At 46.2% G+C, this 14,251-nt stretch carries 12 protein-coding genes; 8 read left to right on the forward strand and 4 right to left on the reverse strand.

Features of this window, described 5'->3' with window-relative positions; genetic code table 11:
- Window positions 1–19: 19 nt before the first annotated feature.
- From WG929_RS01895 to WG929_RS01910, 4 genes are all read left to right on the forward strand, one after another.
- Entirely contained in the window at window positions 20–2,503 is a 2,484-nt protein-coding gene (locus WG929_RS01895) for a S8 family peptidase (protein WP_416204658.1), read from the forward strand.
- Window positions 2,504–2,634: 131 nt separating this feature from the next.
- Window positions 2,635–2,925, forward strand: a complete 291-nt coding sequence (locus WG929_RS01900; protein ID WP_416204659.1) for a hypothetical protein — start codon at window positions 2,635–2,637, stop codon at window positions 2,923–2,925.
- Window positions 2,925–4,544: a type IV secretory system conjugative DNA transfer family protein gene (locus tag WG929_RS01905; RefSeq protein ID WP_416204660.1), complete on the forward strand. Its 1,620-nt coding sequence runs from the start codon at window positions 2,925–2,927 to the stop codon at window positions 4,542–4,544. Before WG929_RS01900 ends, WG929_RS01905 begins: the two co-directional genes overlap by 1 nt.
- 70 nt (window positions 4,545–4,614) lie before the next feature.
- The gene (locus WG929_RS01910; protein ID WP_416204661.1) at window positions 4,615–4,941 is read left to right on the forward strand and encodes a hypothetical protein; all 327 of its coding nucleotides are present in this window, start codon (window positions 4,615–4,617) and stop codon (window positions 4,939–4,941) included.
- Here the strand turns inward: WG929_RS01910 and WG929_RS01915 are convergent.
- Complete coding sequence (locus WG929_RS01915; protein WP_416204662.1) at window positions 4,938–5,291, reverse strand: hypothetical protein; 354 nt, start codon at window positions 5,289–5,291, stop codon at window positions 4,938–4,940. The two genes, WG929_RS01910 and WG929_RS01915, sit on opposite strands and share 4 nt — an antisense overlap.
- 76 nt (window positions 5,292–5,367) lie before the next feature.
- Here WG929_RS01915 and WG929_RS01920 point away from each other — a divergent pair, with 76 nt between their 5' ends.
- Both WG929_RS01920 and WG929_RS01925 read left to right on the forward strand, forming a co-directional pair.
- On the forward strand, window positions 5,368–5,676 hold the full coding sequence (locus WG929_RS01920; RefSeq protein ID WP_416204663.1) for a hypothetical protein: 309 nt from the start codon (window positions 5,368–5,370) through the stop codon (window positions 5,674–5,676).
- The gene (locus tag WG929_RS01925) at window positions 5,676–6,062 is read left to right on the forward strand and encodes a hypothetical protein (RefSeq protein WP_416204664.1); all 387 of its coding nucleotides are present in this window, start codon (window positions 5,676–5,678) and stop codon (window positions 6,060–6,062) included. The genes WG929_RS01920 and WG929_RS01925 overlap by 1 nt, the downstream gene beginning before the upstream one ends.
- Before the next feature lie 44 nt (window positions 6,063–6,106).
- Here the strand turns inward: WG929_RS01925 and WG929_RS01930 are convergent, their stop codons facing one another.
- From WG929_RS01930 to WG929_RS01940, 3 genes are all read right to left on the reverse strand, one after another.
- The gene (locus tag WG929_RS01930; protein ID WP_416204665.1) at window positions 6,107–7,399 is read right to left on the reverse strand and encodes a hypothetical protein; all 1,293 of its coding nucleotides are present in this window, start codon (window positions 7,397–7,399) and stop codon (window positions 6,107–6,109) included.
- Between the two features lie 12 nt (window positions 7,400–7,411).
- Entirely contained in the window at window positions 7,412–8,410 is a 999-nt protein-coding gene (locus tag WG929_RS01935; protein ID WP_416204666.1) for a hypothetical protein, read from the reverse strand.
- Between the two features lie 201 nt (window positions 8,411–8,611).
- Entirely contained in the window at window positions 8,612–8,998 is a 387-nt protein-coding gene (locus WG929_RS01940) for a hypothetical protein (protein WP_416204667.1), read from the reverse strand.
- 281 nt (window positions 8,999–9,279) lie between these two features.
- On the opposite strand from WG929_RS01940, the gene WG929_RS01945 reads away from it, so the two are divergent.
- Window positions 9,280–9,636, forward strand: a complete 357-nt coding sequence (locus WG929_RS01945; RefSeq protein WP_416204668.1) for a hypothetical protein — start codon at window positions 9,280–9,282, stop codon at window positions 9,634–9,636.
- An 87-nt stretch (window positions 9,637–9,723) separates the two neighbouring features.
- Window positions 9,724–14,208 (forward strand): nSTAND1 domain-containing NTPase, encoded by a 4,485-nt coding sequence (locus WG929_RS01950; protein ID WP_416204669.1) that lies wholly within the window; start codon window positions 9,724–9,726, stop codon window positions 14,206–14,208.
- Window positions 14,209–14,251 lie beyond the last annotated feature (43 nt).

The following is a 14,251-nucleotide window of genomic DNA, read 5'->3' on the forward strand; positions in this document are numbered from 1 at the left end:
TAGCAGAATAAAATAGTTTATGGATAAGCTTCCCCATATCGTTCTACCTGATCAGCCTGAAACCCGCCCTTATACCAGTACCTCTTCTGCTGTCATCCCAAAGACCGTCATTCCCAGAAACCGAGCCCAGCATGGCCAATATTTGCAAGGCCAATTCAAAAAGGCGTGGGATGAATCCCAGAGCAGTCAGCTTGCTTTGGTGGGAACGCGCAATGGCGTGTATCTAGAGTTTGTCAGTGACCCAGATGCGGAGTTAGTGACCAAAAGTCTTGAGGATATGCGATCCAAAGAAATCAGATTGCTGAATGTACGCAAAGAGAAAAATGCGTCCGGTCAATTAGTCACGTTAGCAACTGTATATGTATCCAATCAGAAGAGAAAATATTTTGCCAAGAAATTGGAAGAATACCTGAGCCAGAATACCGATAAAGGAAATCCTAAACATCAGGATTTGGTGGCAAGCATATCGGATATCAGAAACGCCCTGTTAGTTGACTCGTTTTGGACAGATACCAATGCTCCAAAACCTGGGTCGGATAAAAAATGGGTTGAGGTATGGCTGCGAGGGGATTCTGATGAAGACGTAAAAGCCTTTGATAGGTTGCTTGCGCAGCTAAAGCTGGAAGCACGTCAAGGAGTTATAAAGTTCCCCGAACGGATGGTTAAGGTTGTTTTCGCCAGTTCCGCTGACCTGGAAAAGCTGACGCAGGCAAGCGACTTGATTGCGGAATACCGCCTGGCGAAAACGACCACTGCATTTTTTATGGAAATGGATGCAAAAGAGCAAGCTGATTGGGTCGATAACTTGCTGAATCGGATTGATCAACCCGAGAATCCAGTGTCATCGGTGTGTATTCTTGATACGGGTGTCAATAATGGGCACCCCTTGATTCAACCGTTTTTGTCTGTTGACGACTGCCAATCCGTTGACCCTTCTTGGGGTGCGCATGACCATGATCGTCATGGTACTCTCATGGCAGGAACCGCATTGTATGGGGATTTAACGTCATTGCTGGAAAGCAGCGATCCTGTTTCGGTTACTCATGTTTTGGAGTCGGTGAAAATCTTGCCGCATGATGGAGAAAACGAACCCGACCTCTGGGGATATATTACTGCTCAAGGCGTTAGCAGAGCTGAAATACAATCGCCAGACAGAAAACGGGCATACTGCATGGCCGTCACTGCGACGGATACTCGTGATCGAGGGCGTCCCAGCTCCTGGTCTGCGGAAATCGATCAGTTAGCCGCGACATGGGATGAGCAACGGCTATTTATCATCAGTGGCGGTAATTCCCTTCATACGATGGAAGTTAAAGAGGCTGCGCAACAATACCCTGATATTCAGGTGACAGAGTCAGTTCATGACCCAGCTCAGTCATGGAATGCACTGACAGTTGGTGCAATGACCAATCTGGTCGATATCGTGGACTCGAATCTAGCATCGTACAAGCCTGTAGCAGAGGCACAAACACTATCGCCATTTTCTACAACATCGAGTACTTGGGAAGAAAATAAATGGCCGATTAAACCTGAGTTGGTATTAGAGGGTGGCAATTTAGCAATAGACAATTCGGGATTTGCTACTGAGTGCGATGATCTTTCAATTCTTTCCACTACCTATCGACCAGATGCGCAAGGTTACTTTTACCCATTTAATATGACGAGTGCTGCCACAGCCCAGCTGGCGAGAATGGCGGGAGTCATCAGGGCTGAGTACCCTGACTATTGGGAAGAAACCATTCGTGCATTGCTGGTGCACTCAGCCAGCTGGCCGGAACCGCTTAAAAAACAGTTCATGGCTACAGACAAAAAGAGTGAGTATAAAAACTTACTTAAGATTTGCGGTTATGGAGTACCCAGTCTCGACAGAGCACTCTACAGTGCCAGAAATGCATTAACGCTGATTGCCCAAGCAGAGCTCCAGCCATACGATAAAAAATCTGGTGGTGGCATGCGCACTCACGATATGCATTTTTATGATCTTCCCTGGCCAGTGGAAGTGTTGCAGGCGCTTCCTGACGATGTACAGGTAAAAATGAAAGTCACGCTGTCATATTTTATTGAACCGGGGCCTGGTGAGATTGGCTGGAAAGATCGTTATCGTTATGCCTCTCATGCGTTGCGATTTGATATCAATAATCCAGGTGAATCCAAAGAGGAATTTATCAAGCGGATAAACAAGGCTGCCAGGGAAGAAGATGAGCAGCTGACGAGCACACAATCAGCTTCTGGGCATTGGTTGCTTGGTTCAACAGCCAGAGATCGGGGGTCTATTCATTCAGATACATGGACCGGCACATCTGCAGAATTAGCGACGTCCAATTTTATCTCTGTTATGCCTAAAATTGGTTGGTGGAGAGAACGCTCTCACCTAGGCTGTTGGAATCGGAAAACTCGTTATAGCTTAGTAGTTTCTATTGAAACAGAAAGCGCGCAAGCTGACGTTTATACTCCTATTGTTACTAAACTCAAATTGCCTATTTCAATTGAAATTCAATCTTAAGATTGAAATGGTGTTCAGATTATAAAAACACAGGTATCAATATTTGTTGATACAAAGCTGCTTTACTTTCCCACCTCAACTAAACAGCCCGTTCACAATGCCTCACTTCAGTCACTGAGTGAGGCTTTCTTATGCAACCCCAACAAAAACCAACGGCGCTGGAGCGCGCCATCAGCGGCTTTTCGGCCACTGTCGCTATCTTAGGCGCTGTGCTGTTACTGCCGGTTCTTGCCCAATATATCCGTCCGTTTGCGTTCGATTTTCTACGGCCTGATCTTGGTACAGAGCTGGCGCAATTCGGCTCTTGGGCCGTTATCCTGTTGATTTCCGTCAGTGTGTTTTTCGGCGCGTCGGCGCTGCTTCAGGTGCTGATCATGATGCTGTTCCGGCGCGGACATCACCATAACCGGGGGCCGTTCTGATGATCACAGAAGCACATTATCGCCAGTATCTCTACGGCTCTGCCCGACTGGGCACAATGAGGGACGCGCAGTACCTGACCGTAGGTGGCGGCCCGATTGGTGTGTTGGGGAATACCGTTCTCCGGCGACGGCTGGATGAGCCCACGCTGATTATCGGTGGGGCGGGGTCGGGCAAAGGGGCATCGCTGGGGTTGTATCAGCCGGTGCATCCCTCCACCGGCAGTTTTCTGCTGCTGGATATGGGCGGCCAGTATATGAGCACGACTTGGCACTATAACCTCGCTATGCAGCGCGAGGCTTATGCCCTGAATGTTGAGGGGGCAAGCGCCTACCCGGACATCAATCACAAGCTCAACCTCTGGGGCATCTTAAAACCTGACGATCCCTTGCTGCTGGACAATGCCCGGCGGATTGCGGCAATGGCCATTCGCAATGACAGCAAAGGCGATAATGCCTGGGTGGATAAAGGCGCGATGCGCTGGCTGGGCCGTATCCTGGCAGGACTGGTGCTGACCGAAGGACGCGTGACCCCCGCCCGGCTGTGGGCACATCTCAATCAGCTGGAAGTGGATAACGAGTATTTCAAAGCCTGGAGCCAACAGCTTGAGCCGTTCGGCGGCGATCTGTACAGCACTCTGGTCGAGATCTACAGCAAAAAGCACGGCTCAGAAAAAGAGTACGGCGCGATCATGGGCAAACTGCGCGATGATCTGGATTGGCTGTCCTCACCAGTAGTGGCAGAGTCGGTCAGTGGTGATGAGGATTATCTGGCCTATCTGACTGACCCGCGTAAAAAAGTCGGCATCTATTATGTGCTCAAAGGTGGTAGCGGCAAATTTATGGAAAGCCTGACGCGCATGGTGGTCGGGATTGCCAAACTGCACTGTATGCGCATGGTGAGAGGTGTACGCCCGCTGTTCTTTCTGGAAGAGGCTGCGACTTGCGGACGCGCGGACTTTATCAAAGAGCTGGTGAGTGAGTGTCGTAAGTACATTGATGTGGTGCTGGTCTATCAAAGCCAGGGGCAATTGGTGCTGTTGTTTGGTCAGGCCGGTGCACAGGAAATTCAGGAAAGCTGCGGTATGCAGATCATACTGGGCGGCGGTATCCGCGATATTGAAAGTGCCCGCCGTTATGCCGATATGGTCGGCAAGATGACCTTAGAGATGGATGATCCAATGGCGCAGGCCGAGCGTGCTTATCTGGCGGAAAGTGCACGCTATAACGCCCTGTGGCAAGGCGGGAATCCTCTGGATGCGGAGCGGGAATTTCAGCATCAGCAGGCGCAGAGTGAGCGCCGCCGCCAGACCGGGCGCTACGCCATCGACCCGGCAGAGATCATGCGCCTTAATCAACAGGTACTGATCTTTACCCCGGGTGCGGGCGTACCGCCCATTCTGGCGAACAAGCTGCCGCCGTACTGGAAAAACCCGGCCATGGCAGGGCGCTACGGCCCTGATCCTCTGTTCCCGCCACTGGATCGCGTCACGGTACAACACGCGTTCTGGGGCGCGAGACAAAAGCGGTTTATCCGCAAGCCTGTACCACAGAATCTGGCGCATTGGCCCAATCACATCAATGGCGAAATCGCCTATGTCGAAGGTTATAAGACGTGGTGAGTTTCCCACGTCACGTAAAAGACACGCGCACAATACCACCTCACCCCATGGTTAACCGGAGGACACCCCCATGAGTGATGACAAGAAATACCCCTCGCACCGGATCAGCTTCAGTGAAATCCGCGCCGATCAGTACGGCGAAGAAAAACTCGGCAAGCCGGTTGAAATCGCCAGTATATGGCCACGCAGTAACGGCAAGAAAGGCGGCCTGATTGAATGGCATATTGATCCTAAAAACTTGGGCGAAGGCGTGTACTACCACTTTGAGAATGAACGCGGCCAGCAACGTGAGGATCACGCAAAAGGACAGGGCAAGGATCAGGAGAAAGACGCTTTCGCTCAGGCTGAAAACCGCAAGCGGGAACGCGATGATCGTGGTAGCGGACGAGAACGCTAAGTCCTGGCCTGTTCGTAAAAGTGCGCGAACCAAGGCTCAATATTATCGTTGGCCAGCTGGTAGCGCACTTGCAGATAACTGCGGTAATTGCGGTAGATGTAATACATGAACAGCTCACGAAAGGCGGTCTCATGCTCCCAGTCTTCCTGAATCACGCTTTGCTCACTGAGCTGCAGAATATAGCTCAGGATCTCATCCAGACTGGGCGTATCCACCACCAGAAGCGTATACAGCTCCTGCCAGTAGCGCGGCGGGAGTGATAACAGGCGAGCCACGCCATCGGGGCATTCCAGAATACGGGATTCCATATCCCCACCGGCTGCCTCTCGAAGATCATGAATACTGCGCATACCACCAGTATGCGCCATCCGTGTTGGATAAAGCAAAATAATCCCATAACCCATTGATACCCTTGAGGTAATTCCTATGGAAGAACGGAAAGGAGAGGCAAAAAATGCCTTCACGCGCGCCACGAGCGCGCAATCTTACACAGCGGAACAGACAAAAAGCCCCGTACCGGAGATGATCAAGCAGGATGAACCTGTTCCACAGCCAACCCCGCCAGGACTGGGGCAGGATCTCGACAGGCAACGGTTCAATCAGCGCTGGCAAGCGCAAAAAGAACAATCCAAAGCGCTTGATCCGTTTGAAGCGATTGAGGCTAAAAAGCAAGGATTAACCCAAACCTTTAATGGTGAAGTTAAACAGCGCTCATCCGGTCGGGAGCGCGAATAATGGGGCGGGAAGTGCGCTACGTTCCCGTCGGCTGGCAGCATCCACAACGCGATGGGGTCTACACACCGCTCAGCCGTCTGGAGATACCCGCCTGTCAGGATGCTATTGCCCACCTGCAGATGTATGAAACCGACAGCAAAGGCACACCGATCTCACCGGTGATGCAGCATCCACAGATACTGGCGCGCTGGCTGGTAGATAACAACGTACCGGCCTATGGCAAGCAGACCACCAGTTACGAAGCCTGGCTGCTGGTCTGTCAGGGCAAAGCCATCATCCCCAATTACACCCAAACGGATATCATGGCGGATAAGGCTCAAACGCACGATCCGTTTAAAGCCGCCGAGCAGAAGCAACACAACAGAAAGCAAGAGATAGAACGGTAAAGCCCCGATTTCGGGGCTTGTTTTTGATCTCAAAAATTGAATGTTTATGATGCAACCGGAATGACAGAGCGCGGGTTAATCAGCAGAGTATAGGGTGATGGGTTACCACTGTTGATCACCTTTGTAACGTCTGCCCCTCCATTGCCCGAAGCGGCTGGCAGGGTATAGCGGGCCAGATAGGTCTGACCAGACACGGAGATACGGATATCAAACGGAATTCCTTTTGCCCGCTTACCTGCATAATGGTTGACTGCAATGGTCAGCGCATTGAGATCAACGGGTACATTCAACGCCACGGTTTCAAACCCGTTCAAACTAAGGCTGGCGGCATCAGTGTAGTCTTTGTATAGCATCCCTTCAGCCGTCTTGACGTTACGGAAGCTGATCACCTCCCCAGCGTCAGAAGGTCTTACGTGCAAATCCAGATCACAGGCGCAGCGCCAGCGGATATCAATTTCTACATCCTGCGCCCTTGCCAGCTCGTGATTAGACATCGGCTGGGTGGTCACAGGACGTTCAAATAGAGACTGGCGCAATACAGTCGGGCGCAGATAAAAGATCTCCAGCTTGTCAGAGGTCACACCGTCAAAGTTACTTTTAGGGGCTGGTAAGGCTAAGGCATTCTCCTCAATGTTTCTTAACAGCGTACTCAGATCATTGGCCCAACTGTTCAGTGTGCCGCCTTGACGGCTAATGAAGAGTTGCCAGAAGCGTTTCACATATACATCGTGAGGAGTGCCTTCCATGAAGGCACTGTCACCGAAGCCAATATGCACCTTCATGCCTGCCAGAGCATTCTCAGCCGTTGCTGAAAACGGTGAAAGATGACGCGGCGCTTTCAGATACGAGTCCGATGGAAAGTGCCCTTCACGCATGGACAACAGTGGATTGGCGGGGTTGTGATACAACACCGAACCCAGGATGAGAACATCTATTGGGTTGCCGCGGCTGATGTTTTCTCCGATATAGCGCAGCACATTCGGCAGTGAACTGGCAGGTGCATCCACTGCATGTGATTTTTTGGCAAAAGTCATCAAACGATTTGCCAAGGCTTTGTTATACGCGAAGCGAGCCTTTAGTTGACGTGGATCATTAAACGGTTCGACATCTGGGATCGTGAATACGCCCAACTGAACCAAGTCGTCTGCATCCAGAAACGTTGCAGTATCACCGGGCTTCTGCTTGGTCAAAAAGGTGATGGCCTGTTTAACCTGATCTTCAACGACGGATGGACTGGTCTGGCGCGTTAGCGCGAACACATAGTCACGGGCGAAAACCGGTGCGCTCAGGCAGATGAACATAACAAAGACAGATAAGGCTTTCAGATAAGTAGTCATAGGAAATCTCCTTTAATCTTCGGTCAGATGGTTGAGATGGGATTCGTAGTTTGAGAGAAACAGAAACTCGCAAAGCTTTTCTTCAATAACGAACTGGCGTGACACTTCAATAGTTCTAATGCGCCCACGACATACCGATAGCTCAGTCAGGATCGCCTGCTGTTTCTGAAATATGGCTTCAAATGCCATCTCGTTTTTGATGATTTCCGGACTGTCTGCATTACAGTCCGGCTCGTACTTGCGAACAATTTCATCCAGAGCCAGTCCGAGTGAGCTGGCAGTAAAAATTTCGAGCAGCAGCTGGCTTGCAATCATGAAGCTGCTTTTTCCTGTGACCAACGACCCCCAATCAGAAAGTGACGAAGCAGAGCCGTAATTCTGTGCAAACAGAACGGCCCACCCTGCGGCCACAACGCCCGTCGCGGCAAATACCGCGAAGGTGTATTTCCGGCGGGTGCTGTCGAGATCAAACAGCTGATTGATCCTTTCCAGTGCCAGTGATACCAGTGCAGGCACAGACGCCATGAGAACGGCAAGAGTCGGGTTGGTTAAAAAGGCGACATCGCCACTGCCCATGATCGCGGTATAGGCATTGGCAAAACCAATGCCCAGAGAAGTCAGTAATGCGACGATCAGGATAGGAATGCTCACTTTATCCTTGGTATGTAGCTGTCCCCAAAGGCTTGGTTGGTCAGAGCTGACTGTTTTGCGATAACGAGACGTGCCGTCCTTGCGGGTACGGGCTTCATCAATCGGCTTATTTAAGGCCTCATATTCTTTCTCAAGCGCGGACTCCCGCATTTGTAGTTCGGTTAGTTCTTGTATGTGCTCCCTATCAAACTGAGTGCCTGCATGTTCACGGACGACCTGAATCGCAAGCTCTCTATCACCGCACATCCGCATCTTGTGGATGAAGGGATCACCTTGGGTCTTGGAAGGCAGTGATGTTCCAACTTTGTTGGCCTGCACCAGCGATTGACCAACTTCTGGTTTCAATTTTCTACGAGACATAAGAGATCTCCTCTGTGATGAAATGACGTGATTTCATCGCCACGTACAGATGTAGTGAACGAATAACAGTCCGCCTTTTAGCCTCAAACCCTACGCGAGGCTGAGAGATGTTCTGGGAAACTGGATGGGCGTTGAGGTAAACATCAGGAGCTGCGAATGCAGCCCCAGAAGCAAATAGCCCCAGATTACAGATGTGGGCCATTAGCAATCCTCCTCATCGATGTCTACATTCAGCTGGGTTTCACACCAATCCTTGACGAAAGCAGCGTAGATATCGTCCAGATGCTGAAGGCAGAGTGAAAGGTATTGGAGCAAGTCGTATTCACGGATGAAGGATTTGGGCGTTCCGTCATCGTTAGTACGGAGCATGTTCCGAATCGTCCTGGAGTCATCATCGGTCATCTGATCCCAGTCAAGCACGAAGACACAGCCCATAGTTTCAGGCCGATGAATACGAGCCATCGTTTGTGTCATCAGTTCGGGGATCTCCCGACTGGAGCACTCCTGACGCAGTAAGGACGCGTGGAGATAGCTATAGCAGTGACGATCTTTAAAAAAATTCATTGGAAGTACCTTTATGTTCTTCATGTTTTCACCTATCGAGTAAGTGAAAACTGCGCAGTCTTCGTTTCTTAATGTTGAGTGTTTCAGCAATGGCCATAGCTGTTGCTCCCCCGAATTGGGAAGCTGAGCATCAATCTTGATAGCTCACGTTCATCAGAACAGCCGGAAAGAAACGGAAGAATCGGAAAACGAGGAAATATCAATTTTTCCGCCAGTGGGATCTGTAAGTTAATGATTTATAAAGGTTTGATGTGTACGTTAAGGGAGGTAAGGAAACGGATTTCAACAAAATGAAAGGAATATCCATGTCTACGCAAGGAGATAAAGCAAAGTACGAGACCAGTAAAATGGAAATTGAAGTGCCAACGGTTATAAAAGAAGGAATGGAAGAGTGGGCTACTCAGAACCTATTTGGCGATGATGATGAAAACCGCATGGCGAATTTGGTGACGGCTATGTTTGTGGGGTTGCACTGCTGGTTTTATCCGCAAAACCCGCAGGTCGGGTTGAACGAACTGGAGGATGAGTATGGCATTCGTGTTGCAACAGGGACTTATCACGGGAGGATTGTGATTGGGGAGGAGATTACACTGGATGGTTCGGAGCCAACTACACAGCGACCACGCCGGGATCACTCGGGCCCTTTTAATGACCTGTCATAACAGGCGAGCTCCTTGTTGCGGAGCTAGAAGTCTGAGGTTAAGTTTCGTAGTCTAATATCCTAAGACAAGTGAACGGAACCTTAGAGTATGTCGGATACTAGCAAAGGTAAAACTCAGTCATTAGCCGATCAATACAGCAAGCTGCTGGATTCAATGTGCTCTTCGGTTACCACTGGTGCTTACGAGGATGTAGGCAAAAAAAATAAAAAAGATTGGGATGGGCAAGCATTATGGGCGTTTTGTACCTCTAAAGAAAAGGTGGGTATACAAAGCAAACTGGAAGGCGATAGAACCCTTCCAGCGTGGAGTACTATGACCAAAATGGGCTCCAGTGGTGTTACGAAGGAGAATGCTGAAGCGTTTGTTCGAGCCTGTATCGATAAGAATCACGGAAGAAGTGTTAAGGATTTCCTAGATGGTTTTATAGTATTTGTTGAAAGTAGTAACAAATTTCAAATAGAAAAAATAAAATCCTTCGAGGGTTTTGATGACCTTATAGAAAAAGTTATAGCGCGGTGGAAAATAGAAAAAGCGATCGAAGCTCGCGAAAAAAGTGAAGACTTTCCAGAAGAAGATGCTATTGAGCTGAAATCCCCCTTTAAAAGCCTGAACCACTTTGATTTTGATGATGCCGAGCACTTCTTTGGGCGCAGAGAAGAAACCGCAGATATCGTCACAAACATAGATAATGTCGCCTTTTACGCGTTGATGGGGGCTTCGGGGACGGGCAAGTCATCTCTGGCGCTGGCTGGGGTAGCCTATGAGCTGGTAAGAACAAACACATGGAAGTATCTGAGCCTTCGGGTTTCCTCACCCAGTTTGAAAGAAAAAAGACCTTTCTATGCCTTGATTGGGGCATTACTTAAGCTTCATTCGCCTGGATTGCAAGGTGCGGAGTTTGAAGAATCTAAGCAGAAGATGGCGGATATGCTCTCGGGAAAAGAGGGCGCAGCAGCACTTGTTCAGTATATCGATACTGTCTGCCAGAATCTCCAGGGCAAGCGACTTCTTATTATTATTGATCAATTTGAAGAATTGTTTACCAAGGAAGTCGACAATGAGGATCGCAAAGGTTTTCTGGATTTACTGGTTTCAACACAGCAGAAATTGAAGAGTGCAAACCCGGATGGCAAACCTCGGGCTTGCTTCCTGTTAACTATCCGCAGTGACTTTCAGGAACAATTCAACCCTTATAGCGATTTCACCAACCTGATCAGTAACAATCACCATCATAGAATAATCACCCCGATATCCACGAAGGATCAGGTTGCAGATGTCATTTGCCTTCCATTAGAAGATAGTCCAGTCGCATTTGAAGAGGGGCTGTCAGAGCGATTGGTAGAGGATGCTGTGACAGCGATTAAACAAGCTTCTCATAGCAATGTTATTCCCTTGTTACAGTATACACTTGCCCAGCTATGGGAAAATAAAGAAACCATTACGATAACTTTTCAGTCATATCTGAGTATGGGCGGTCTATTTGGTGCATTGCCGAATAAAGCGAATGACTTTATCGAGAAATTGGGAAATGAGGCTGAGAAGGAAACCGTTAAGGATATATTTCTTAGACTAGTTGATTGGATCGAAACCTCTGATAACGGAAAGTTTTCTAGGCAACTAGGTTATAGGGGGAGATTTGGAGACAAAGAATGGGAGATTATCAAAAAACTCGCTGGAGAGAAGTACAGGCTATTAACGATTTCAGGAAATAAAAATATTACGAAAGACGTAGATGATGGTGATGTAACGGTTGAGATATCTCATGAAAGCCTTTTATCAGAATGGGATGTGCTTGCTGGTTGGTTGCAGCCCCTGCCAGAGTTCATTAAGTGGCGAAACCAAATTAAAGATAAAATTAATGACTGGGAAAAAAATGATAGAAGGAGTGACTACCTACTCACCAAGCCTTATTTAGAAGAAGCTCATAGGTGGCGGGGGGAAAGAAAGCTTGCAGACGATGAAAATTATTTCTTGCATGCGAGTTTAGAATATTATGACAAGATTTCTGAAAGAAAAAAAATAATAAAAAAATCTATAACTTTAGGATTTTTATTTCTGGTAGTGGCTCTGTCTGGGTTTGGATTTTATAGCTATTACCTTTCAACTGAAATAGTTGATGAGATGAAAAAATCTTCGATTAATAAAAAACTATATTGGTCTGAAAAAGCAAGGGATTTACTATCCTCTGGAGAGACGAGATTAGCTATTTTGTTAGCACTTAATGTTATAGATGAAACGGAAGAACTAGAAAATTTAGATCGGGCTTATAATAATTCAATTGAGTTGTTAAATGAGGCCATTGGAAATCATGTTGAGTCAGATGTTATAGAATTTAGTGAGCGTATAGATTATTTTGATGTGGCTAGTAGTGGAGAATACTTGGCAGTTGCATCCAAGGATGGCTTTGTTCTGGTTGAAGATGTTAATTCGGGCTATCAAAATTTTTTTGAAATTCCTGAAGTCGGAGAGTTGGTAGGTATTGATTTTTTTAGTAACGGGAATAATCTGCTTTTATCTGTAAGTGATGATGAATATTATTTTGTATATGATGTTAATACTCCTGAGTTGATAAGGATTGATGAAAGAATATTCGACGAGCCGATGATTGGCTATGAGGAGGATCGTGATCGTGGTGTGGTTATTCGAAAAAGCATGTCGGGTAAAATTAATTTGAATGGAATTGATTTTGATGTTTTTTCTGAGGGCGATATAGATGATATAGGCCTCGACTATTATTATGATTCTGAAAATGGTGTTTTTTCTGCTTTTGGAGATAGAGGAATAATCCGTTTAAATTTCAATAACGATAACAATAATAGACTAGAAACTTTTTTTCTTTTTGATAAATATTCGGGGTATAGCTTAAATAAAAATGCAACAGCGCTCTGTGCTAAAAATTTTGATTTAACTGTCGAATGCGGAAGCTTTGTGGGTTCTAAAAGCTCTGCATCCTTTAGCAATATAGATACAGATTTGCCAATCAAACTGAGTGGTTTTAATAAGACTAAAGAGGAATACGAGGAGGCTAGATATTTTTCTGTATTGTCCGTCAGTGATAGTGGAAAGTACGTCGGCGCTGGTAATGGTGGCCATGTTTCAATATTTGATTTACGAACAGGGCGTGAAATTCAAAAGCTTATGGATTCATACTCGGAACTTATGATTCCCAAGGTCTACTTCTCGCATGATGATTCCATGTTTTTAAGTCAAGACTGGGATGGAGGTATGCATTTATGGGATACCGCATATGGCAGCGTATATAATTCTTTTCGCGGAGGCGAAGGATATTCATATTGGACAAATGCTGATGATTATTTTGATCGTTTTGGTTTTTTAGGAAGAACTAAAGATTTTTATTCTTTTTCTAAACCCGATCAGATTAGAATTTATAGGCATATCCGTTTTCCTCAAGGAAGCTCCGTTTTTGATGGGTATGGAAAAACTATTTCATCTTTTGATATTGATCAAAATTTACAGTTGCTGATAATTGGGTATAAAGATGGAACTGTTAAGGTATGGGATGTCGACGATTATAAGTTGATTGATAGTTTTAATTTGGATGGCAATATCATTAGTATACAAATATCTCACGATCAAAGTAAGGTTATTTTTACATTCAGTAATGCCAAAAGCATATTTTGGGACATTGAAAATAGTATGCTATCTAGCTTTATTTCTAGTGATTTGCCATTGCAATTTGTTGGTTTTTCTAATGACGATTCAGTTGTTATGGCTGCTTCTCGGGAGGGAATGTACCATCATCTCTGGGTTTATCTAGTTGATGAAATTGGAAATAGCAACAGCTTTAAATATATTGGTGAGAGTTCGACGCATGATACTTACATTGACTTCTTTTTGAGTAATGGGAGTGATTTTAAAGATCAGATGTGGGATGCAAACTCATTTAAATGTGTTCGTAATGTTACTGATATGATGAAGGGGAACCTTGATATTGAGGGGAAGAGCGTTTCTGTTGGCTGTGAGGCGATGAGTACGAATTTTGAATTATTTTCTGTGTTTTTGACTTATAACACACCAAGTGATGATGGTAAGTATGCAACATTAGACCATTATGAAATATCGTTTAGAAGACTTGCTGACGGTGAGGTTGTTGACACAATTCGTTCTGATGTAGAAATATCGTCAATGGGCTTTAGTTTTGATTCTACTCAGTTCTTTACTCAAACTGAAGGTGAGATTTTGATTTACAATATGGAAGACACCAGTACTCCAGTTGTAAAATGGAAATCCATAGAAAATATAAGAAAAGAATACAGTGAATTTAGTCCGGATGGAAAATTATTTCTTCAAGTCGATTCAGATAGTCGTGTTGTCATTCGGTCAGTAGAGACGGGAAACGTTATGTTCGAGTATGATAATTCCGTAAGCGAAATAGAAGTGATTCTGTTCTCTAGTGATTCGAAGAATATTATCTGGAGTGATGCTTCAGGAAAAATCTCTATATTTCCTATAATATACTTTAGTGATGATGATGTTATTCAGTATTTTAAATCTTTGCGTATCCCTGAGATGACAGAAGAGGAAAAGAAAATTTTTCAGATTCAAGACTAGTTATATTTTAAAAGTTCCTCACAGGTTTTGTTACTAATGTAAA

This window comes from Oceanobacter antarcticus (assembly GCF_044962685.1).
Taxonomy (GTDB): Bacteria; Pseudomonadota; Gammaproteobacteria; order Pseudomonadales; family Oceanobacteraceae; genus Oceanobacter; species Oceanobacter antarcticus.